The following is a 21,994-nucleotide window of genomic DNA, read 5'->3' as shown; positions in this document are numbered from 1 at the left end:
CAAATTACGTGACAGCGACATCCTATAGCTGGTTTGTGATCGGGTTGGCAGCACTGGCCGCCAACCTGCCATTCCTTAACGAACGCCTGCTTGGCGTCATGCCCCTGCAGGCGTTTCCGCACAAGCCGCTCTGGCTACGCCTGCTGGAAATGGTGGTTCTGTATTTTGCCGTGGGCGGCGTGGCCTGGCTGCTCGAATCCCGCATCGGCGGCGTGTTCAGCCAGCGCTGGGAATTCTACGCAATCACCGCCTGCCTGTTCCTCGTGCTGGCGTTCCCCGGTTTTGTCTTCCGTTACCTGCGCAAGCGTCATGGATGAACATTTGAAGGAAACGCTGGTCGACAGCCAACTGGTCTACGACGGCAGTTTTCTCAAGGTGCGGCACGACAAGGTGCAACTGCCGAATGGCGCGCTGGCATCGCGGGAATATTTTCGCCATCCGGGCGCGGTCGTGATCCTGCCGCTGTTCGATGATGGCAGCGTGCTGCTGGAACGCCAGTTCCGTTACCCGCTTGACCAGGTATTTCTCGAATTCCCGGCCGGTAAAATCGATCCGGGTGAAGACCGCCTGGCATGCGCCAAGCGTGAATTGCAGGAAGAAACCGGCTACACCGCCGCCGACTGGCAGCGCGTCTGCGTCATCCATAACGCGATTGCCTATTCCGACGAATTCCTGGAAATCTATCTCGCGCGCGGCTTGATTGCCGGCGAGCGCAAGCTTGACGATGAAGAATTCCTCGACACCTTCCGGGCGCCGCTGGCCGAGGTGCTTGAGTGGGTGCGCGACGGGAAAATCACCGACGTGAAAACCATCATCGGTACTTTTTGGCTGGAAAAAATCGCCAGCGGGCAGTGGCAACCGCCAGCGCCCTGAACGGGCATCCTTCCAGGCCTACAGTTTCGCCGCGGGCCGCTTTTTGGGCACGCCCACCGGCGCGAGGTTCTTCCACAACAGCTTGGTGAATTCCTCGGCCGGCAGCGGCCTGCTGAAGAAATAACCCTGGATTTCCTCGCAGCTGCGGTCCGACAGGAATTGCAGCTGTTCGATCTTTTCCACGCCTTCGGCCACGACCGTGATTTTCAGGCTCTTGCCCATGGCGATGATCGCCTCGGTGATCGCTTCGTCGGCGGGGTCGCCCGGCACGTCCTGGATGAACGAGCGGTCGATCTTGATGATATCGATCGGGAACTGGCGCAGGTGCGACAGCGATGAATAGCCGATGCCGAAATCGTCAATGGCGATGCGGATGCCCATGGCCTTGAGTTCCTGGAGGATCTGGATGGTGCGCTCCGGATTGTGCATCATCATGCTTTCCGTGATTTCCAGCTCCAGCAGGGTCGGGTTCATGCCCAGTTCACGCAGGGTTTGCGCTGTGTCTTCCACCAGGTAATCTTCGGTAAACTGGCGCGCCGACAGGTTGACCGCGACGGTCAGCGGCGGCAGGTTCTGCCTTTGCCATGCGCAGATCTGCATGCATGCCTGGCGCAATACCCATTTCGACAGCGGAACGATCAGGCCGGTTTCTTCGGCCAGCGGGATGAACTGGTCGGGCGACAGCAGGCCCAGCTCCGGGTGCTCCCAGCGCACCAGCGATTCCACGCCGGTGATGCGTCCGGTACGGGTTTCCACCTTGCCCTGGTAGTACAGCACCAATTCCTCGCGCTCGATGGCCCGGCGCAGGCTGGATTCGAGCGCCAGCATCTTGGCGGCATGCTGGCTCATGTAGGCCGAATAAAACTGGAAATTGTTCTTGCCGCGGTCCTTGGCGCGGTACATGGCAATGTCCGCGTGCTTCATCAGGGCGAATTCATCCTTGCCGTCTTCCGGGAACACGGAGACGCCGATGCTGGCGGTGATATGGATCAGCTGACCGTTCAGGGGAAACTCTTCCACCAGCGACTTCAGGATCTTTTGCGCGACGTGGCTGACATGCTCGGCGTCGTCGATGTCTTCCAGCAGCACCACGAATTCATCGCCGCCGAGGCGCGCCACCAGGTCGCCGTGCAGGGCGTTGCCGAGCCTGCGCGACATCTCCTGCAGCAGTCGGTCGCCGGCATCGTGGCCCAGCGTGTCGTTGACGTACTTGAAGCGGTCGAGGTCGATGAACAGTACTGCCAGCGACTTGCCGTGGCGGCCGGCCTGGTCGATGGCATGGCTCAGGTGGCGGTTGAACATCGCCCGGTTGGGCAGGTTGGTCAGCGAGTCGTGATACGCCAGATGCTGGATATGGTCCTGCATCTCCTTGCGTTCGGTGACGTCGCGCACCAGCGACAAGAGGTGCTGGCGGCCGTTGATGTCGATCGGGCCCATGCGGATCTCGACCGGGAAGGTCGTGCCATCCTTGCGGCGGTAGCGGCTTTCGCGCGCGATCGGCACGCCGTTGCTGATCCTGGCGGTCAGCTTCTTGAGTTCGCGGGTCGTCAGGTCGAGGTCGATATCCTGGGCTGTCCTGCTCAGCAATTCGCTGCGCGTGTAGCCCAGGCCTTCGCAACCCTGCTGGTTGACGTCGATGAACTTGCCTTCCATGTCATGCACGTAGAAGCTGTCGGATGCCTGCTCGACCAGCGCGCGGAAGTGGGCTTCGCTCTCGCGCAGGGCTTGCTCGACTTGCTTGCGCTGGAAGAACTGGCCGATATGGCGGCCGATGAAGTGCGCGCTTTGCAGGGTTTCGCGGTCGGCTTCCTGCGGCTGCGGGCCGAAAAATTCCATGATGCCGAGGATCTCGCCGGCAGCCTGCAGCGGGAATGCCAGGCTGCCGTAGAGGCCGGAGTAGGCGGCCTGGGTGGCGCGGGCGAAATGCTCGCCGCGCGAGGCATCCGGAAACCATTCCGCGCGCGCCACGCGCAGGGTGCGGCTGGAGAGGGCGCCGGTGGCCGGCAGCGGGATCTGCTCAGGCGTGTTGTGGAAGAATTTTTCGACATCGGGGCGGGGCAATGTCCAGGTTGCAATCCGGCGCAGCACGCTGGCTTTCTTGTCCGGCATCCAGAGCGCCCCGCAAGACCAGCCGAAGGTGGCGCAAATGGTTTCGATAATTTCCGGAATGACTTCCACGGGCGAGTCGCATTCGGCCAGCAGGCGCGCAACCGTATGCTCCATGGATTGCCGCACTTCGATCAGCTTGCGGTTGTTGACATCCATGACCGTGCCGAACAGGCGGCATACCTGGCCCCGGGCGTTCTTGACCGGCTGCCCGATCGCGCGCACCCAGCGGATGTCGTCGTCCGGCAGCCGATAGCGGAATTCGATTTCAAACTTGCGGGCATCGTGCAGCGCCGCTTCGACACGGTCCTTGACGTAGAGGCGGTCGTCACGGTGGATCTGGCGCGACAGCTCCTTATAGGAGGGCATGGGCGCGGAGGGCGACAGCCCGAAGATGCGGTAGCATTCGCGCGACCATTTGCCCTGGCCCAGGCGGCGATCGAAAGACCAGTCGCCGAGGCCGGCAATGCGCTGGGTTTCCTCGATGCGGCTGCCCAGATCCTGGATTTCGGACGATAGGTAATCCTTGTTGCGTTCGGCACCGGCATGCTCTGACGCCAGCTCCACAGCCGAATGGGTCGCCTGGTCGAGGAATTGCATCCAGCTGTCAATGCTCGGCAGCTCACCGGGGTGTTCGGCCCCGAGTTTCTGGAGTTGCTTGAGCAAAGAGGAATAGTTGCGTTGCACGGATCAGCGCCTCGAGTGTCCTGAATGGAGCATGTGCCGCTAATTTGCCTGGCTGAAATACAGCGGTCGTGCTGTAATTTGCTGTAGTGAAAGTTTGTTGCGAACCAGAAGTCAGCGAACTAATTTATTTTCGCCAATATGCAATTTTTTTTATTGAATAGCAAATTTTTCTTCGACAAAACAGAAATTTGTCACAATTTCGCCTGGAAATTTCCGGGAAATGTGTTTGTGCAAGGCAGCAATTTCATGCGTGCAATATTTGAGGGCGATGGTGCGCGCACAATGCCTATATCGGCATGGGCTGGTTGGCATCGAGATCAAGAAAACCCTTGATGAGACGATAGGCTTTCCAGATCGGCGCGCAAAACCAGATCAGCCAGGCCAGGGGAATGCCGATCACGGTAACGAAAATCAGGCCGCCAAGGATCATCCAGAACAGGTACCACCAGAACGAGCGGATTTGCCAATTGTGGTGGCTTTGCACGAAGGTGCCTGCCGCATCGCCGCGCTTGAGATAATTGATAATCAGCGGAACCCACGAGAGCAGCCCAAGGGACAGCACCAGGCTCGCACCATGGAAAATGTAAAGCCACCAGGCGATGTTCTTCTGCGATTGCGTTTGCGGATCGAATACGAGTTCCTGGTTCATGTGGATTCCTGATTCTTCATTTCGACATTTTCAACAGAATACCCCGATTGGCTGCCCTTCGTCTTGCTGATGAGGTTCAGGCGGGTAGCCAGACAATCCGCTGCGCGCGGCCCATCAGGAAATCGGCGTTGGCGTCCGCCACCCTGCGCAGATAGTCCCACATTGCCTTGATGCGCGCGACTTCACGGCGCTCAGACGGCGCCACCAGCCAGAATGAACGCGTGATATCGATTTCCTGTGGCAGCACCGGCACCAGGTCGGGCGTGACGCTGCCCATGAAGCAGGGCAGCAATGCGATGCCCAGGCCCGAGCGGGTCGCCTGACATTGCGCAACGATGCTGGTGCTGCGCAAAAACGGTTTCACCGACGGCAGCCATTTGTGCAGGGTGACTTGCTGGTCGGCGAAGATCAGGTCGTCGACATAATCGATCCAGCGGTGTTCGGCCAGATCCGCTTCGCAGCGGATTGGCGCATGGCGCTGCAGGTAAGCCGGCGTGGCGTAGGGCAGCAGGCGGTAGTCTGCCAGTTTGGCGGTGACAAAGCTGTCGACGGTCGGGCGGTCGATCGTCACGGAAGCGTCGGCCTCGCGCCGGGAGAGGTTGACGTGGCGCGGCAGCGGCAACAGGTCGACCGTGATGGCAGGGTGCGAGGTGCAGAATTGTGCCAGGTGCGGCGCCAGGAACTGGCTGCCGAAGCCTTCGGTGGCCCCCAGGCGGATTTCGCCGCTCAGTGCCATGCTGTCGCCGGAGACGTCCTTCTCCACCGCCGCCAAGGTGGATTCCAGTTTCTCGACATGCTCCAGCAAGCGGTGCCCGGCGCTGGTCAGGTGATGGCCGTGCGAATTGCGGTCGAACAGCTTGGCGCCAATGTTTTCTTCCAGCTTGCGCAGGCGCCGCGACAGGGTGGACTGGTTCATGCCTATGGTCTGGGATGCCTCCAGCGCGGACTGCGCCCGCGCCAGTCCCAGAAACACCCGAAAATCGTCCCAGTCGACGTGCTTCACCAGAGGCTCCGTTATGCAAAAACGCATAATAGCACGGCATTTTTTGCTGAGCCGAGCTCAAAAATGTCATCTACAATCGATTCACATTAAATCAACAACAGAAGGAGACAGGTATGAAAATCAAGTCGCTGCGCAAGGCAGTATTGCCACTCGCCATGGCCATTTCTTTTGGTGCCCAGGCACAAATTTCGGATGGCGAAGTCAGGATCGGCGTGCTGACCGACATGTCGGGTCCGTACTCCGTGTTTGGCGGCAAGGGTTCGGTGGTCGCCACCAACCTGGCCATTGAGGATTGCCTGAAAGCGGAATGCAAGGGCATGAAGATCAAGGTGCTGTCGGCCGACCATCTTAACAAGGCTGACATCGCTGCTTCCAAGGCGCGCGAGTGGCTCGACGTGGAAAAGGTCGACGCTTTTGCTGACCTCACCAACTCGGCCGCGGCGATCTCGGTGCAGAAACTGATGCGGGAAAAGGGGGCTGTCGGCCTGTTTAATGGCGCGGCCACCTCCCGCCTGACCAATGACGAATGCGCGCCGAACAGTTTCCACTGGATGTTCGACACCTACTCGGCTTCTGCCGGTGCGGCGGCGGCGCTGACGCGCGCCGGCGGCAAGTCCTGGTACTTCATTACGGTGGACTATGCCTTTGGTCAATCACTGGAAAAGGATGCCGCGGAGCAGGTCAAGGCTAATAGCGGCAACGTCGTCGGTGCGGTGAAACATCCCCTGAACGCCAGCGATTTCTCTTCCTTCCTGTTGCAGGCACAAGCCTCCAAGGCAGACGTCATCGGCCTGGCCAATTCGACCCAGGATGCCATCAACGCCATCAAGGGTGCGCGCGAATTCGGCTTGGGCAAGAACCAGAAGCTGGCGGCCTTACTGTTCAATATTACCGACGTGCATGCGCTGGGATTGCCTCTTGCGCAGGGCCTGATCTTTTCCGAAGGCTTTTACTGGAACCACGACGAGCAAACCAAGGAATTCGCCGGTCGCTTTGAAAAAATCCACAAGGCCAAGCCCAACTCGGTGCATGCCGGGGTGTATTCGAGCGTGCTGCATTACCTGAAATCGGTGGCGGCTGCCAAGACCGATGAGGCCAACGCGGTCTCCGCCAAGATGCGCGAATTGCCGATCAAGGATGCGGTCATGCGCAACGCCAGCATCCGCCCGGACGGCCGCGTGATCCACGACATGTACCTGGTCGAAGTGAAGAAGCCGGAAGAATCGAAGGGCGCCTGGGATTACTACAACCTGAAGGCAACCATCCCCGCCGACAAGGCATTCCAGCCGCTGGCGCAGTCGCTGTGCCCGCTGGTGAAGAAATAAGCAAAGGATATTCCCCATGAAAATCGCATTCATCGGCCTGGGCAACATGGGTTTGCCCATGGCGAAGAACCTGGTCAAGGCCGGCTTTTCGGTCACCGGTTTCGATCTTTCCGGCGCGGCGCTGCAGGCGCTGGAAGCGGCCGGCGGCAAGACTGCCGACAGCGCCGCCCAGGCGGTACAGGATGCCCAGGTGGTGCTCAGCATGTTGCCCGCCGCCGCCCATGTGAAGTCGCTGTATCTGGGCGGCGGGCAGGGTGGCCAGGGCGTGCTGGCGCAACTGGCGCCCGGCGCGCTGATCATCGACAGTTCCACCATTTCGGCCAGCGCAGCGCGCGAAGTGGCCGAGGCGGCAAAGGCCCGGGGCGTCGACATGGTCGATGCGCCGGTCTCGGGCGGCACCGTCGCGGCTGACGCCGGTACCCTGACCTTCATGGTCGGCGGCGACAGCGTCCAGCTGGAGCGCGCCCGCGCCGTGCTGGAAAAAATGGGCAAGAATATTTTCCATGCCGGCAGCCATGGCGCCGGCCAGACCGCCAAGGTCTGCAACAACATGCTGCTCGGGATCATCATGAGCGGCACCTGCGAAGCGCTGCAACTTGGCATCGCCAACGGGCTCGACCCCAAAGTACTGTCGGAAATCATCGGCAAGAGCTCGGGCGCCAGCTGGGTGGTCAATTCGTACAACCCTTGTCCGGGTACTTTGGAAAACGTGCCGTCGGCGCGCTCCTATAGCGGCGGTTTCGCCACTGACCTGATGCTGAAAGACCTCGGCCTGGCGGTCGAAGCGGCCACCGATATCCGCGCCAGCGTGCCGCTGGGTGGACTGGCGCGCAACCTGTATGCGCTGCATAGCGCCTCCGGCAACGGCAAGCTCGACTTCGGCAGCATTTTCAACATGTTCGCCGCCAATAAATCCTGACATTCACCCGGCGCCGCGCTTCAGGCGACAGGCGCCATCCCAGACTTAAAAAGGACATAGAGACATCATGAGCCAAAACATCACCCATTACATCAACGGCGAACTTGACGCCGGCAGCGGCGGGCGCACCGGCGCGGTCTTCAACCCCTCCACCGGCGAGGAAATCGCGCGCCTGCATTATGGCGACCGCACCACGCTCGACCGTGCCGTATCGATCGCGGCGCAAGCCGGCCAGCGCTGGGGGCAGCAGTCGCATGCCGCGCGCCAGGCCGTCATGTTCAAGCTGCGCGAACTGGTGATCGCCAATACCGACCGCCTGGCTGAAATGATCGGCCGCGAGCATGGCAAGACCATTGCCGACGCCAAGGGCGAGATCGGCCGCGGCGTCGAGGCGATCGAATTCGCCTGCAATGAGCCGCATGTGACGAAGGGTGAATATGCCACCAATGTCGGCGGCGGCATCGACGTTTTCTCGATGCGTGCCCCCATCGGCGTGGTCGGCATCATTTCGCCGTTCAACTTCCCGATCATGGTGCCGGCAGCGATGATGGCCATGGCGGTTGCGGTCGGCAACGGTATCGTGTGGAAGCCTTCGGAACGGGTGCCCAGCGCCGCGCTGGAATTCGCCCGCCTGTTCGAGCAGGCCGGCTTGCCCAAGGGCGTGTTCAACATCGTTCATGGCGACAAGGAAATCGTCGATGGCATGCTGGAGCATCCCGGCATCGCCGGCATCAGCTTCGTCGGCTCGACACCGGTGGGCGAATACATTTACCAGAAGGGCACGTCGCACAACAAGCGCGTGGCAGCCTATACTGGCGGCAAGAACCACATGGTGGTGATGCCCGACGCCGACCTCGAAGCTGCCGCTGCGGCCTTCGTCTCAGCAGGTTATGGCTCGGCCAGCCAGCGCTGCATGGCGGTATCGTTGTTGCTGCCGGTCGGCAAGGCTACCGCTGAGCGCCTGCGTGAACTCGTGATCCAAAAGATCAATGCGCTGAAGATCGGGCCTTACAACGACCCCACGGCGGATTTCGGCGCGGTGATCTCGGCGCAGTCGCAGCAAAGCGTGCTGCGCTCGATCGACGACGCTGTCAAGGCCGGTGCGGACATGGTGATCGACGGCCGCGGCATCAAGGTGGCGGGCCATGAAAATGGCTACTACATCGGACCGACCCTGTTCGACCATGTCACCACCGAGATGGATCTCTACAAGCAGGAAGTATTCGGCCCGGTGCGCGGCATCGTGCGCGCCGCCAGCTTCGATGAAGCGATCGCCATCACGAACAAGCACGAATTCGGCAACGGCGCAGTGATCTTTACCCGCGACGGCAAGTCGGCGCACCGCTTCATGAGCGAGGTGGAAGCGGGCATGATCGGCGTGAATGTCCCGGTGCCGCTGCCGGCGGGCTACTTCAACTTTGGCGGCTTGCGCCGTTCCAAGTTCGGCGACTCGCACATGTTTGGCCCGGACGCCGCGCGCTTCTACACCAAGATCAAGACCGTGTCGCAGCGCTGGCCGAACCCGGACCAGGAAGCCCTGCCGGTTTCGCTGGCTTTCGAAGCCAACGCCTGATTGGGGGGCGGGAGCCAGCCGCTGGGGGCGGCGGCTCATGCCTGTGACAGCCGCCGGATTCATAATCCGGCGGTTTTTTTATGCGGATTCCATGAACCATGATTCAGGATACTTTCTTTTTGACTCTTATATAAGACATAAGACATTTGACGTTGCAAGGTATTAAGAATAAAATCACGACCCAAGTAGTGCCCGAAATAGCCCCGGAGTGCCAAAAAAGCACTCCCCCGAAAACGCCATATCAGAAGGTTCTCCATGCTTGAAAACTATCGTGCTCATGTGGCCGAACGCGCCGCGCTCGGAATTCCCCCCCTGCCGCTGACGGCCCAGCAGACCGCCGAGCTGGTGGAACTGCTGACGAATCCGCCCGCTGGCGAAGAGCAGACCCTGCTCGACCTGATCACCCACCGCGTGCCCGCCGGCGTGGATGAAGCCGCCCGCGTTAAGGCTGGCTTCCTGGCAGCCGTGGCCAAAGGCGAGACCGCCTGCGCGCTGATTTCGCGCGCCCGCGCGACCGAACTGCTCGGCACGATGCTGGGCGGTTACAACATCCAGCCGCTGGTCGAGCTGTTGGCCGACGCTGAAGTGGGCGTCGTCGCCGCCGACGCGCTGAAGAAAACCCTGCTGATGTTCGACCAGTTCCACGACGTCAAGGAACTGGCCGACAAGGGCAACGCCAATGCCAAGGCCGTGCTGCAAAGCTGGGCTGACGCCGAATGGTTCACCAGCCGTCCGGAAGTGCCGCAAAGCCTGACCATCACCGTCTTGAAAGTGACCGGCGAAACCAACACCGACGACCTGTCGCCAGCCCCGGACGCCACTACCCGCCCGGACATCCCGATGCACGCGCTGGCGATGCTCAAGAACGCCCGTCCCGGCATCACCCCGGAAGAAGACGGCAAGCGCGGCCCGGTCAAGTTTATCGAATCGCTCAAGGAAAAGGGCCACCTGGTCGCCTACGTCGGCGACGTGGTCGGCACCGGCTCCTCGCGCAAGTCGGCCACCAACTCGGTGCTGTGGTTCACCGGCGAAGATATCCCGTTTGTTCCGAACAAGCGTTTTGGCGGCGTCTGCCTGGGCGGCAAGATCGCACCGATTTTCTACAACACGATGGAAGATGCCGGCGCACTGCCGATCGAACTCGACGTCTCGAAGATGGAAATGGGCGACGTGGTTGAACTGCGTCCCTACGACGGCCGTGCCCTGAAGAACGGTGAAGTGATTTCCGAGTTCCAGGTCAAGTCCGACGTGCTGTTCGATGAAGTGCGCGCCGGCGGCCGCATCCCCCTGATCATCGGCCGTGGCCTGACCGCCAAGGCGCGTGAAGCCCTCGGCCTGGCGCCGTCGACCCTGTTCCGCCTGCCGACTCAGCCGGCCAACAGCAGCAAGGGCTTCTCGCTGGCCCAGAAGATGGTTGGCCGCGCCTGCGGTTTGCCGGAAGGCCAGGGCGTGCGCCCGGGCACCTACTGCGAACCGAAAATGACTTCGGTCGGCTCGCAAGACACCACCGGCCCAATGACCCGCGACGAACTGAAAGACCTGGCGTGCCTGGGCTTCTCGGCCGACCTCGTCATGCAATCGTTCTGCCACACCGCCGCCTATCCGAAGCCGGTGGACGTGAAGACCCACCAGACCCTGCCGAACTTCATCAGCAACCGTGGCGGCATCGCGCTGCGCCCGGGCGACGGCGTGATCCACTCGTGGCTCAACCGCATGCTGCTGCCCGATACCGTCGGCACCGGCGGCGATTCGCATACCCGCTTCCCGATCGGCATCAGCTTCCCGGCCGGTTCGGGCCTGGTCGCCTTTGCCGCCGCCACCGGAACCATGCCGCTGGATATGCCGGAATCGGTGCTGGTCCGCTTCAAGGGCAAGATGCAGCCGGGCGTGACTCTGCGTGACCTGGTCAACGCGATTCCGCTGTACGCCATCAAGGCAGGCACGCTGACCGTTGCCAAGCAAGGCAAGAAGAACATCTTCTCCGGCCGCATTCTCGAAATCGAAGGCCTGCCGGACTTGAAGGTCGAGCAAGCGTTCGAGCTGTCGGATGCTTCCGCCGAGCGTTCGGCCGCCGGTTGCGCGGTCCACCTGAACAAGGAACCGATCATCGAATACCTCACCAGCAACATCACGCTGCTGAAGTGGATGATTGCCCAGGGCTACCAGGACCCGCGCAGCCTGCAGCGCCGCATCAAGGCGATGGAGCAGTGGCTGGCCGACCCGCAACTGTTGGCGCCGGATGCCGACGCCGAGTACGCCGCCGTCATCGAGATCGACCTGGCCGACATTCACGAGCCGATCGTGGCCTGCCCGAACGATCCGGACGACGTGAAGACGCTGTCGGACGTGGCCGGCGCCAAGATCGATGAAGTGTTCATCGGCTCGTGCATGACCAACATCGGCCATTTCCGTGCTGCGTCGAAGCTCTTGGAAGGCAAGCGCGACATCCCGGTCAAGCTGTGGGTGGCTCCGCCGACCAAGATGGACCAGAAGCAGCTGACCGAGGAAGGCCACTACGGCGTCTTCGGCACAGCCGGCGCCCGTACCGAAATGCCGGGCTGCTCGCTGTGCATGGGCAACCAGGCACAGGTGCGCGAAGGCGCAACCGTCATGTCGACCTCGACCCGTAACTTCCCGAACCGCCTGGGCAAGAACACCAACGTGTACCTTGGCTCGGCGGAACTGGCAGCGATCTGCTCGCGCCTGGGCAAGATCCCGACCAAGGAAGAGTACATGCTCGACATGGGCGTGCTCAGCGCCAACGGCGACAAGATCTACAAGTACATGAACTTCGACCAGATCGAAGACTTCAGGGAAGTGGCCGACACCGTGAAGATGTAAGCATGTTGGCAGGCTGCGGCGAGTTGCTTTCGTCGCAGCGCCACGCAATGGCGCCGCAGACTGAACGTCTGCGGCGCCATTTTTTTATGCGGCGTGATCGAACAGCTTGAGGACGCCATCCAGGCCAGTGAAATTCAGCGCCACGTCGGCCTGCGCGCGCACCACGGGCTTGGCGCGGTAAGCCACCGACAGCCCGGCCACGCCCATCATGGCGAGGTCATTGGCGCCATCGCCCATGACGATGGCCTGCGCCGGCGAGGCGCCGATTTCGCGGCACACGCGCAGCACGGTATTCTTCTTTTCCTCGGCATCGACGACGCCGCCGATGACGCGGCCGGTCAGCTTGCCGTCGTTGATTTCCAGACGGTTGGAATGGGCATAGTCCAGGCCCAGGCGTTCCTTGATGCGGTCGGTAAAAAAGGTGAAGCCGCCCGACACCAGGAGGGTTTTTAGGCCGGCGGCCTTGGCTGCGGCGAGCAGGTTTTCCGCGCCGGGCGAAAGCTTCAGGCGCTCGTCGTAGACGCGTTGCAGGGCCGTGGCATCCAGGCCGTTCAGGAGCGCGACGCGGCGCGCCAGGCTTTCGCGGAATTCAATTTCGCCGCGCATGGCGGCTTCGGTGATTTCCGACACCTGGGGTTTGAGGCCCTGCATGTCGGCGATCTCGTCGATGCATTCGATGGTGATCAGGGTCGAATCCATGTCCATGGCCAGGAGCTTGAAGTCGGACAGGCGCTGGTTGGGCATGACGAAAGCATAATCGAGGCGGGCGGCCTGGCAGGCGGCATCGAGCGCGGCGGCGGTGGCTTCGTTGCGCAGGGCGCCGCCGCAGCGCCAGGCATTGGCCGCCGTGCCGGTGCCGATGGCCGTGATGGATTCGGCCTGGGCCAGGGCGGCGATGCGTTCGATATCGGCGCGTTCGGCGGCGCCTTGCAAGATCAGGTTCATGCTTGTGCAGTGTTTAAATTGGAAAATGTTGGTTTCATGACAGCAGTGCGCGGATCGCGGTCTTGACCTGGTTCACCCGCGCCGCCAGATCCGGCATGCCCACGGTAATGCGTAGTTTATCCTGCCCGTGCAGCTTGATGTGGCGGTTCTTCTGGATCAGGTCGATGATCTTCATGGCGTCGATCGGCGGATTGGGCTCGAACTGCAGCACTGCCGACTCGGCATGGGCATCGATCTTGACGATGCCGACCGGCTTGGCGGCCACGCGCAGGCGGTGCGTTTCGATCAGCGCCTTGACCGGATCCGGCAGCTTGCCGAAACGGTCGATCAGTTCTTCCTGCAGGTCGTCGATGGCGCCGGCCGCGCTGCAGTTGGCCAGGCGCTTGTAGATCGACAGGCGCTCGTGCACATCGCCGCAGAAATCCGCCGGCAGCAGCGCCGGCACGTGCAGGTTGATTTCGGTGGTGGTGGCCAGCGGCGCGGCGAGGTCCGGCTCCTTACCGTTCTTCAGCGACCGGACCGCTTCGTTCAGCATGTCGGAATACAGCTGGAAGCCGATCTCGATCATTTCGCCGGACTGGCTTTCGCCCAGCACTTCGCCGGCGCCGCGGATCTCGAGGTCGTGCATGGCCAGGTAAAAACCGCTGCCCAGTTCTTCCATCTGCTGGATGGCGTCGAGCCTGCGCTGCGCCAGCTTGGTCAGCCCCTGGACGTCGTGCACCAGCAGGTAGGCATAGGCCTGGTGGTGCGAGCGGCCGACGCGCCCGCGCAACTGGTGCAGCTGCGCGAGGCCAAACTTGTCGGCGCGGTGCATGACGATGGTATTGGCGGTCGGCACGTCGATGCCGGTCTCGATGATGGTGGTGCACAGGAGGATGTTGAAGCGCTGGGCGACAAAGTCGCGCATCACCTTTTCCAGGTCGCGCTCGTGCATCTGGCCGTGCGCCACGCCGATGCGCGCTTCCGGCAGCAGCGCTTCCAGCATGGCCTTGCGGTTCTCGATGGTCTCGACTTCGTTGTGCAGGAAGTACACCTGGCCGCCGCGCTTCAGTTCGCGCAGGCAGGCTTCGCGGATCACCGATTCGCCTTCCGTGCGCACGAAAGTCTTGATCGCCAGGCGCTTTTGCGGCGCGGTGGCGATGATGGAAAATTCCCGCAAGCCTTCCAGCGCCATGCCCAGCGTGCGCGGGATCGGCGTGGCGGTCAGGGTCAAGACGTCCACCTCGGCGCGCAGGGCTTTCAGGGCTTCCTTCTGGCGCACGCCGAAACGGTGTTCCTCGTCGATGATGACGAGACCGAGGCGCGAGAACTGCATGTCGGGCGAGAGCAGCTTGTGCGTGCCGATGGCGATGTCGATGGTGCCTTCGGCCATGCCCTTGATGGCCTGGGTGATTTCCTTGCCGCTGCGAAAGCGCGACAGTTCGGCGATTCGCACCGGCCAGTCGGCAAAGCGGTCGGCGAAATTCTGCGCATGCTGCTCGGCCAGCAGGGTGGTGGGGGCCAGCAGCGCGACCTGCTTGCCGCCCATGACGGCGACGAAGGCGGCGCGCAGGGCGACTTCAGTCTTGCCGAAACCGACATCGCCGCAGATCAGGCGGTCCATGGGCTTGCCAGAGGTCATGTCGGTGATGACCGCGTTGATGGCGGCGGCCTGGTCGGGCGTCTCCTCGAAGCCGAAGCTTTCGGCAAAGGCGTCGTAATCGTGCGCGGAATACTGGAAGGCATGGCCCTGGCGGGCGGCACGGCGGGCGTAGAGGTTGAGCAGTTCGGCGGCGGTGTCGCGGATCTGCTGGGCCGCCTTCTTGCGCGCCTTTTCCCACTGGCCGGAGCCGAGCGCATGCAGCGGCGCATCTTCGGGCGCTGCGCCCGAATAGCGGGAAATCACGTGCAACTGCGACACCGGCACGTAAAGTTTGGATTCCTTGGCGTACTCGAGGTGCAGGAATTCGGTTTCGCCTTCGCCCATGTCCATGCTGAGCAGGCCCATGTAACGGCCGATGCCGTGGTTGACGTGCACCACCGGGTCGCCGATCTTCAGCTCCGACAGGTCGCGCACCATGGCCTCGACCTGGGTTGCGCCTTCCTGGCGCTTGCGGCCGGCGCGCCGGCCCGAGCCGGCATACAGCTCGGTCTCGGTGATGAAGGCCAGGTTGGCACCGTCCGCCAGTAGCTGGAAACCTGCCTGCAGGGGGGCCACGCCAAGCATCAGCTTTTCGGAGGAAGTGGCGAAATCGGTGTAGCCGTCGCAGGGCGCGAGCGCCAGGCCGTATTCGGCGAAATACTGCGACAGCGTTTCGCGGCGGCCGCCCGAGTCGGCGCAGACCAGGACGCGCTTGTCAGTTTGCAGCAGGAAGGCGCGCAGGTTCGTCAGCGGATCGTCGAGGCGGCGGTTGACGGCAATATCCGGCAGCGGCGCCGACAATTCGGAAGGCGCCGGGTCGGACTGGATTACCCAGCGTCCGTGCGGCTTGGCGAGCGTGAAGAAGTCCTCGTCGGTCAGGAACAATTGCTGCGGCTCCAGCAGCGGGCGCTCGCGGTCGGACTTGAGGAATTTGTAGCGCGACTGCGTGTCGTTCCAGAAGCGCTTGATGGCAGCGTCGATGTCGCCCACCAGGGCAAACGTGACGTCGTCAGGCAGGTACTCGAACAAGGTGGCGGTCTGCTCGAAAAACAGCGGCAGGTAATACTCGATGCCGGCCGATGCGATGCCGTTGCCGATATCCTTGTAGATGGCCGAGCGCGATGGGTCGCCCTCGAAGACTTCGCGCCAGCGGCCGCGGAAGGCCGTGCGCGCCGCCTCATCCATCGGGAATTCGCGGCCCGGCAGCAGGCGCACTTCGCGCACCGGGTAAAGCGAGCGCTGGGTATCGGCATCGAAGGTGCGGATGGTCTCGATGGTGTCGCCGAACAGGTCGAGCCGGTAGGGCAGGGCAGAGCCCATCGGGAACAGGTCGATCAGGCCGCCGCGCACCGAATACTCGCCGGGCGACATGACTTGCGCCACATGGGTATAGCCGGCCAGGGTCAGCTGCGACTTGAGCTGCGCTTCATCGAGCTTTTCACCCTGCTTGAAAAAGAAGGTGTAGGCAGCCAGAAAGGAGGGCGGCGCCATGCGCACCAGCGCCGTGGTGGCGGGTACGATCAGGACATCGCACTGGCCGTTGCGGATTTCATGCAGGGTTGCCAGGCGCTCCGAGACCAGGTCCTGGTGCGGGGAAAACGCGTCGTAGGGCAGCGTTTCCCAGTCCGGCAGCAGGTGGCAGCGCAGCTGCGCGGCTTCATTGGCGCCATCAGGTGCGCCAAACCAGCGGATTTCCGTCAGCAGGCGCTGGGCATCCGGGGCGCTGGCGACCACGACCACCAGCATGCGCTTTTGCGCCGCCAGTTCGATGGCGGCTTGTGCCAGCGCGAAGGCGTCGGCAGATCCATGCACGGCTGGCAGGACAAAGCGGTGGCCGGGCTTGGGCAAGGATTTTTTCAGGTCGAACGGCATGCAGGTGGCGGCAAAAGGGCGGCGTACAAAGCAAAAAGGCCAAAGCGCATCACGTGCGGTTTGGCAAGGTCGGAATCGTATGAAATTATAAACGATGGACTGTGATCCCGTTTTGGTATCATCTCCCGGTTTTCTTTCCAAACACTTCTGATCCGCCCTGATGGCATCTTCCCGTTATTTCGCCCTGATTCCTGCCGCTGGCGTTGGCGCCCGGCTCGGCGCCGGCTATCCCAAGCAATACTTGCCGCTGGCCGGCAAGCCAATGCTGCTGCATGTGCTGGAAACCTTTGCAGCAGCGCCGTCGATTGCCCATTGCTTTCTGGTGGTCAGCGAGGACGATGCTTATATCGAAGCAGTAATGGCAACGGCCCCGCAGCTGGCTGGCCGCGTGACGGTATTGTTCAACGGCGGCGCCACGCGACATGCTTCGGTATTGAATGGTTTGCAGGCCATCCGCGCACAGGCTGATGACCAGGACTGGGTCCTGGTGCACGATGCCGCGCGGCCAGGCCTTTCCGTGGCGCTGATCGACAAGCTGATTGCCGAATTGCGCGACGACCCCGTGGGCGGCCTGCTGGCGCTGCCGGTGGTCGATACCCTCAAACGGGACGACACGACCGGCCGCGTGGCGGCAACGGTTTCGCGGGCGGGCCTTTGGGGGGCGCAAACGCCGCAAATGTTCCGGTACGCCATGTTGCGCCGGGCGCTGGAAGAAGTAGAGGAAGTTACCGACGAGGCCAGTGCCATCGAGGCATCGGGCCTGGCGCCGCGCCTGGTCGAGGGCAGTGTGCGCAACTTCAAGGTGACGCTGCCGCAAGATATCGCACTGGCTGAATTGTTACTGAAAGGATTGCCATGAATACCCCCGTGAACCGCCCGCCCGTCCCCCCGTTTCGCATTGGCCAGGGCTACGATTGCCATGCGCTGGTTGAAGGACGCAAGCTGATCATCGGCGGCGTCACTATCCCGCACAAGACAGGGCTGCTAGGACATTCCGATGCCGACGTGCTGCTGCATGCCATCACGGATGCCATCCTGGGCGCAGCCGGCCTGGGCGATATCGGCCGTCATTTTCCGGATACCGACCCGGCATTTTCCGGCGCCGATTCGCGCGTGCTGCTGCACGAGGCCTGCCATCGCGTGCGGGCGACCGGCTATGTCATTGGCAACATCGACGCCACCATCATTGCGCAGGCGCCGAAGATGGCACCGCATATTCCGCAAATGATCGTGCATGTGGCTGAGGAACTGGGCGTATTGCCGGCCCAAGTGAATATCAAGGCCAAGACCAATGAGAAATTGGGATATCTCGGGCGCGAGGAAGGCATCGCGGCAGAAGCGGTTGCATTGATTTACAGACCAGAATAAACCGAAGCTTCACTCACCATGGAAAGCGCGCTGTCCAGGGCTGCCTGGACAGCGCGCTTTTTTTATAAGTTTTGCCTGAAGTCAGAATTAAACAACGGGCTGCACCTCCGAATGTAGAAAACTTGCAGTGCAGATAGAAATTGGTTATTTTGAAACAATTGTTGCGTTTAATTTATCGTTTGAGTTCGTGCCGTTGTCGTAATTCAACTGGATTTCAGTCTTAGGATCATTGCCAGTGGTTCGGAAATCTGACGTTTTTTGTTTTTTATTAGTACTGTTTTTGCGTACAGTTATTTGTTGAAACATCGGCGGGAAGTGCGTTTCCACGCTTTCGTCCCAATGGGTTAGGTGGCGCCTGGCCCGTTTAGGTGGACGCCAAGTTTCAGCCGTACTTAATGCTGTCAGTTTTTTGTATTTAATTAGTACTGTGTTTTTACACAGCCAATCGTTGGAATGCGCGTGGATGCTGCGTTTTCGCAGTTTTGGTGTCCAGGGTTAGGCAGCAACTTGCTGGAAAATGCGGACACGTGATTCCACCTAATTAAAGTTAAAACTATGAAAGCCAGCTTTGCCGACTTGCTGAAGAAGATTCCTGGGCCAGCGTCCGAGAAATGGCCGGGCGGCGAGCGATTTGTTCAGGCGCTTTCGCATGGCTCAATGACAGTTGAGTTGTATGCTCCAGCCGGCCACGATCCTCAAGCGCCACACGACCAAGATGAGCTGTACTTTGTGGTAGCGGGAAATTCGGAATTTGTACTCGAAGATAATCGGACGCATCTTGCCACCGGTGACTGTGTATTTGTTCCAGCTGGCGCAGTACATAGGTTTGAGAGTTTCAGCAGTGATTTTTCAACTTGGGCAGTTTTCTGGGGACCAAATGGTGGCGAATAAAAGTTTTAACTCGTCACTCAACCCGGACGCCGCTATGCGGCGCCTGTTAGTTCGGCGTTAAATTTCAATGAATGTGTCGACCACGAGATTCAAGAAAGTTTTGCTCACCATAGGTATAGCAACAGTTCTTCTTTTTATTTTGTTCCAAGGATTGAAGTATCAACAGCTGAATAGCCTTCATCGCAAAGCCATCTCGTTCTGTTCGAAAGTAGAAAAGGGTCAAGGAGTACAGGATGTAATAATAATGGCGAACGCCAATAAGGAAAAACTAGCCGTGTTTGCGGGGGCGGACCTAGTCACAGTCAAGTTCGAGCGCAGTAGCAAGTGTGTTGCCGAGATCGAAGGTGGAAAAGTAAAGGGTAGCTATGTTGTTTACAACGAATGAATTTAACTTGTCGCTGGACCCGGGCACGCAAGCGTGCCGGTCAGCTCGGCGTTAAATGGATACAGAATGCTGATCACTGTCGCCGCTATTTTTGTTTTGGCTTGCATTGGTTACTTCAGCTACCACTACTGCAGGAAAAGTGGAGGTGTATTCATTTCTTTATTTCTGTCATCCGTTACAGCATTAAGTGTTACTTATATAGTCGTGCATGCATGCTTAAATTGCCAAACATCATTTGAGCTTCATAGGTTCATAAGATCCAACCTAACTGAGGCAGAAATCGGAACTTTAAAAACAAGTTCATTTTTATGCCCCACCTCCTATTCGTTCAGAAGAAAAGGGGAATATATGTGCATTAATAAATTTGATGGAAAAATAATTTTAGATTGCGGTTAACGTGCCATTTAACTCGTCACTCAACCCGGACATGCAGCATAGAGCTCGCCGCTTCGCGGCACCTGCTGCATGCCGGTCAGTTCGGCGTTATACCGAATAGATGGCGAGATCCTGCGGCGTATTCGCAGTGTGGTTTTTCGGTGAGGCAGTTGATGAGGTGGCGGCGCGTTGCTTTGGTTCGGTGGTCGCGCGATGTACGAATGAATTGACAGGCATGGCCGTACGGTAAGGTTGCAGCCTGGAGGCTTGGCGGGCATCGTCCTTTATGGGGTTGCTGCCCGTGTTCTGAGCCGGCGACGTTGTTGTCGGTTTCAAGTCGGTGAAATATTGACGCTTCGAGGGCCGTCTATGCGCAGTGTGCGCTTGGCTTGGCGAGCAAGGCCTTGCGATAGCGTTACCGGGCGTGCGGGCTCGTTGCGGTCCTTTGGGCCGGTTGCAGTGTCGCAGTAACTTGCCTTGGCGGGCAAGGCCAGAGGTGGAGCGCAGTTCGGTACATGTTGCAGGCGTTCCCGTCCTTTGTAAGTTGAAAGGTCGTCTGCATGGCAATATCAGCAAAAGCGTATGGCGCAGCGTTCAGAGCAAGGTATAACATTGCGCTCAACCCGGACACGCAACAACAGGCTGCCGCTCCGCGGCATCTGTTGCGTGCCTGTTAGCGTAACGTTGGGTGTCAAAATGACTTCATCACAAGTATCTAAAAAGAAGATGAATCTGAAGTCGTCTAGTCAGGTGCTTCGCTACTCGCCCGTACCGGCGACTCGTACAACTGTGCGGAATTATTATGCCAAGTGGCGTAAGGAACAGGGGATTCCACCACGGTGTGATATGCCTGATTGCCATTTTAATTTGCATGCACTTGAGTGGAACAGCATTCCACTTCCTGTGATACTCGATCATGTGAATGGAAATAATCTAGACAATCGCCCCGAAAATTTGCGCTATTTATGTCCAAACTGCGATGCTCAGTTACCTACGCGGGGTGGGCGTAACCGAGGGCGTGTTGTGGAGGCTGTGACGGGAGGGTATGCGCTCCTTCGTAAAGATGGGCTTCGTGAATTTCATCTAATCTGTGAAACTGGAGTCTTAAAGGCAGAAGGTTTCCCTGCCACGATCATTGTTACACCTAGCGATGACGCGAAATGACACCCAACTCGTTGCTCAACCCGGACACACAACATAGAGCTGCCGCTTCGCGGCACATGTTGTGTGCCTGTTAGCGTGGCGTTATGTGTCCGTCCTACCCATGAAAAGTAGACATCTCATAAAATAAGCCAGTGAGGTGTCCCTATGACGAAAAACAAACAGCAAAAAAACAAGTACAACCACTATACCGAGGACTTTCGGCGCGAGGCAGTTCGGCGCTCGGATGATCCAGGCACTTCTGCGGTCGAGGTTGCCCGAGAACTGGGTATTCATCCCGGTCAGATCTATAACTGGCGGCAGCAGTACAAGCGCCTGTCGGATAAGCAGTTCAACAGCGTGCAGGGCGTTGACTATTCGAAGGAGGAAAGCGAAGAGGTGCGCAAGCTCAAACGCGAAATTGCCGACCTCAAGGAGGAGCGCGATTTCCTAAAAAAAGCGGCTGCGTACTTCTCGAACCAAAAGCGATGAAGTACGCCTTCATGAAAGAGCAACGCGAGCACCACGCGGTGGACAAGATGTGCAGATGGATGGGCGTGAGCCGATCTGGCTATTACAAGTGGCTACATCGCGAGCCGAGCGAGCAGGCTGTACGACGAGCCCATGTCCATGCCGCCGTCGTTCATACTTTTGATCGCTTCAAGAAGCGCTATGGAGCGCCGCGTATTGCGGTGGAACTTAAGGAGTCTGGCATCGCCTGCAGCGTCAATCATATTGCCCGGCTGATGGCCGAGTCAGGTCTCAAGGCACGCAATGGAAAGAACTTTAAATTCTTCCCATCGGCCAATGCCATCAATTATGTCAGTGACAATTTGCTGAAACGCGACTTTAGCGCCGCTGCACCGAACGAAAAGTGGGTGTCGGATATCACCTACATCAAGCTGGATAAGGGATATGCGTATCTGGCGGTCATCATGGATTTGTTCTCGCGTCAGATAATCGGCTGGGCGCTGGACGCCACCATGACCACTGATCTGATTTGCAAAGCATTTAACATGGCAGTGACGCGGCGCCAGGTGAAGCCTGGACTGATCCTGCATTCCGATCGAGGGGTGCAATACCGGTCGTCTGAATATCAGGGGTTGCTATATGACCACGGTATTCGCCCGAGTATGAGCCGCAAGGGCAATTGCTGGGACAATGCCGCCATGGAAGCGTTCTTTGCACGTCTGAAGGTCGAATCGATCTATGCGGAGCCACCATGCAACAAGGAGCAAGCCTATGCCAGCGTTTTTGAATATATCGAGCTGTTCTACAATGGTGTGCGACGGCATTCTGCCAACAACTACAAAAGCCCAAGACAACATGAAGCAGACTATTATGCGCAATATGCGTAATTCACTGTCTACTTTTTGTGGGTAGGATCAGTGTACAACCCTTGACCTGAATATTTGAAGAGC

At 59.7% G+C, this 21,994-nt stretch carries 16 protein-coding genes; 11 read left to right on the top strand and 5 right to left on the bottom strand.

Going from position 1 to position 21,994, the window contains the following annotated elements:
- Nucleotides 1-8 precede the first annotated feature (8 nt).
- A complete protein-coding gene (locus EKL02_RS11135; protein ID WP_128902118.1) occupies nt 9-317 on the top strand; it encodes a DUF2818 family protein in 309 nt (102 codons plus the stop codon).
- Nucleotides 310-873 carry an NUDIX hydrolase gene (locus tag EKL02_RS11130; RefSeq protein WP_128902117.1) on the top strand — a complete coding sequence of 188 codons (564 nt, stop codon included), beginning with the start codon at nt 310-312 and terminating at the stop codon, nt 871-873. The genes EKL02_RS11135 and EKL02_RS11130 overlap by 8 nt, the downstream gene beginning before the upstream one ends.
- 18 nt (nt 874-891) lie before the next feature.
- Here EKL02_RS11130 and EKL02_RS11125 read toward each other — a convergent pair whose 3' ends face one another.
- The 3 genes from EKL02_RS11125 to EKL02_RS11115 all read right to left on the bottom strand — a co-directional run bounded on the left by EKL02_RS11125 (nt 892) and on the right by EKL02_RS11115 (nt 5,318).
- Nucleotides 892-3,666, bottom strand: coding sequence for an EAL domain-containing protein (locus tag EKL02_RS11125; RefSeq protein ID WP_128902116.1), 2,775 nt, complete (start codon nt 3,664-3,666; stop codon nt 892-894).
- Nucleotides 3,667-3,952: 286 nt separating this feature from the next.
- Complete coding sequence (locus tag EKL02_RS11120; protein WP_128902115.1) at nt 3,953-4,315, bottom strand: hypothetical protein; 363 nt, start codon at nt 4,313-4,315, stop codon at nt 3,953-3,955.
- A 76-nt stretch (nt 4,316-4,391) separates the two neighbouring features.
- Nucleotides 4,392-5,318 (bottom strand): LysR family transcriptional regulator, encoded by a 927-nt coding sequence (locus EKL02_RS11115; protein WP_241687694.1) that lies wholly within the window; start codon nt 5,316-5,318, stop codon nt 4,392-4,394.
- Between the two features lie 155 nt (nt 5,319-5,473).
- On the opposite strand from EKL02_RS11115, the gene EKL02_RS11110 reads away from it, so the two are divergent.
- The 4 genes from EKL02_RS11110 to acnB all read left to right on the top strand — a co-directional run bounded on the left by EKL02_RS11110 (nt 5,474) and on the right by acnB (nt 11,976).
- Nucleotides 5,474-6,643 carry an ABC transporter substrate-binding protein gene (locus tag EKL02_RS11110; protein ID WP_241687867.1) on the top strand — a complete coding sequence of 390 codons (1,170 nt, stop codon included), beginning with the start codon at nt 5,474-5,476 and terminating at the stop codon, nt 6,641-6,643.
- Nucleotides 6,644-6,659: 16 nt separating this feature from the next.
- Entirely contained in the window at nt 6,660-7,562 is a 903-nt protein-coding gene (gene mmsB / locus EKL02_RS11105; protein ID WP_128902112.1) for a 3-hydroxyisobutyrate dehydrogenase, read from the top strand.
- A 67-nt stretch (nt 7,563-7,629) separates the two neighbouring features.
- The gene (locus EKL02_RS11100; protein ID WP_128902111.1) at nt 7,630-9,135 is read left to right on the top strand and encodes a CoA-acylating methylmalonate-semialdehyde dehydrogenase; all 1,506 of its coding nucleotides are present in this window, start codon (nt 7,630-7,632) and stop codon (nt 9,133-9,135) included.
- A 255-nt stretch (nt 9,136-9,390) separates the two neighbouring features.
- On the top strand, nt 9,391-11,976 hold the full coding sequence (gene acnB, locus EKL02_RS11095; protein ID WP_128902110.1) for a bifunctional aconitate hydratase 2/2-methylisocitrate dehydratase: 2,586 nt from the start codon (nt 9,391-9,393) through the stop codon (nt 11,974-11,976).
- 84 nt (nt 11,977-12,060) lie between these two features.
- On the opposite strand, the gene serB is transcribed toward acnB, so the two are convergent.
- On the bottom strand, nt 12,061-12,921 hold the full coding sequence (gene serB, locus EKL02_RS11090; RefSeq protein ID WP_128902109.1) for a phosphoserine phosphatase SerB: 861 nt from the start codon (nt 12,919-12,921) through the stop codon (nt 12,061-12,063).
- A gap of 34 nt (nt 12,922-12,955) precedes the next feature.
- A complete protein-coding gene (gene mfd, locus EKL02_RS11085) occupies nt 12,956-16,414 on the bottom strand; it encodes a transcription-repair coupling factor (RefSeq protein ID WP_128902108.1) in 3,459 nt (1,152 codons plus the stop codon).
- 160 nt (nt 16,415-16,574) lie between these two features.
- On the opposite strand from mfd, the gene ispD reads away from it, so the two are divergent.
- The 5 genes from ispD (at nt 16,575) to EKL02_RS11055 (ending at nt 21,931) form a co-directional block, all read left to right on the top strand.
- Nucleotides 16,575-17,273 (top strand): 2-C-methyl-D-erythritol 4-phosphate cytidylyltransferase, encoded by a 699-nt coding sequence (gene ispD, locus EKL02_RS11080; RefSeq protein ID WP_128902107.1) that lies wholly within the window; start codon nt 16,575-16,577, stop codon nt 17,271-17,273.
- Entirely contained in the window at nt 17,270-17,782 is a 513-nt protein-coding gene (gene ispF / locus EKL02_RS11075; protein ID WP_128902106.1) for a 2-C-methyl-D-erythritol 2,4-cyclodiphosphate synthase, read from the top strand. Before ispD ends, ispF begins: the two co-directional genes overlap by 4 nt.
- Before the next feature lie 555 nt (nt 17,783-18,337).
- A complete protein-coding gene (locus EKL02_RS11070; protein WP_128900847.1) occupies nt 18,338-18,673 on the top strand; it encodes a cupin domain-containing protein in 336 nt (111 codons plus the stop codon).
- Between the two features lie 2,068 nt (nt 18,674-20,741).
- Nucleotides 20,742-21,065: a transposase gene (locus tag EKL02_RS11060; RefSeq protein ID WP_206732380.1), complete on the top strand. Its 324-nt coding sequence runs from the start codon at nt 20,742-20,744 to the stop codon at nt 21,063-21,065.
- An 11-nt stretch (nt 21,066-21,076) separates the two neighbouring features.
- On the top strand, nt 21,077-21,931 hold the full coding sequence (locus EKL02_RS11055; RefSeq protein WP_241687693.1) for an IS3 family transposase: 855 nt from the start codon (nt 21,077-21,079) through the stop codon (nt 21,929-21,931).
- Nucleotides 21,932-21,994: the final 63 nt, after the last annotated feature.

The organism is Janthinobacterium sp. 17J80-10, assembly GCF_004114795.1.
Lineage (GTDB): Bacteria > Pseudomonadota > Gammaproteobacteria > Burkholderiales > Burkholderiaceae_D > Paucimonas.
Note: the sequence above shows the minus strand (reverse complement) of the source record. Positions and strands in the feature narration are given on the sequence as shown.

Bases quoted from the DNA above. Each gene is read 5' to 3' on its own strand.
- EKL02_RS11060 (WP_206732380.1), top strand. From the start codon at position 20,742: ATGACGAAAAACAAACAGCAAAAAAACAAGTACAACCACTATACCGAG.
- EKL02_RS11100 (WP_128902111.1), top strand. From the start codon at position 7,630: ATGAGCCAAAACATCACCCATTACATCAACGGCGAACTTGACGCCGGC.
- EKL02_RS11110 (WP_241687867.1), top strand. From the start codon at position 5,474: ATGGCCATTTCTTTTGGTGCCCAGGCACAAATTTCGGATGGCGAAGTC.
- mfd (WP_128902108.1), bottom strand. From the start codon at position 16,414: ATGCCGTTCGACCTGAAAAAATCCTTGCCCAAGCCCGGCCACCGCTTT.
- EKL02_RS11120 (WP_128902115.1), bottom strand. From the start codon at position 4,315: ATGAACCAGGAACTCGTATTCGATCCGCAAACGCAATCGCAGAAGAAC.
- ispD (WP_128902107.1), top strand. From the start codon at position 16,575: ATGGCATCTTCCCGTTATTTCGCCCTGATTCCTGCCGCTGGCGTTGGC.
- EKL02_RS11055 (WP_241687693.1), top strand. From the start codon at position 21,077: ATGAAAGAGCAACGCGAGCACCACGCGGTGGACAAGATGTGCAGATGG.
- ispF (WP_128902106.1), top strand. From the start codon at position 17,270: ATGAATACCCCCGTGAACCGCCCGCCCGTCCCCCCGTTTCGCATTGGC.
- serB (WP_128902109.1), bottom strand. From the start codon at position 12,921: ATGAACCTGATCTTGCAAGGCGCCGCCGAACGCGCCGATATCGAACGC.
- mmsB (WP_128902112.1), top strand. From the start codon at position 6,660: ATGAAAATCGCATTCATCGGCCTGGGCAACATGGGTTTGCCCATGGCG.
- EKL02_RS11130 (WP_128902117.1), top strand. From the start codon at position 310: ATGGATGAACATTTGAAGGAAACGCTGGTCGACAGCCAACTGGTCTAC.
- EKL02_RS11070 (WP_128900847.1), top strand. From the start codon at position 18,338: ATGAAAGCCAGCTTTGCCGACTTGCTGAAGAAGATTCCTGGGCCAGCG.
- acnB (WP_128902110.1), top strand. From the start codon at position 9,391: ATGCTTGAAAACTATCGTGCTCATGTGGCCGAACGCGCCGCGCTCGGA.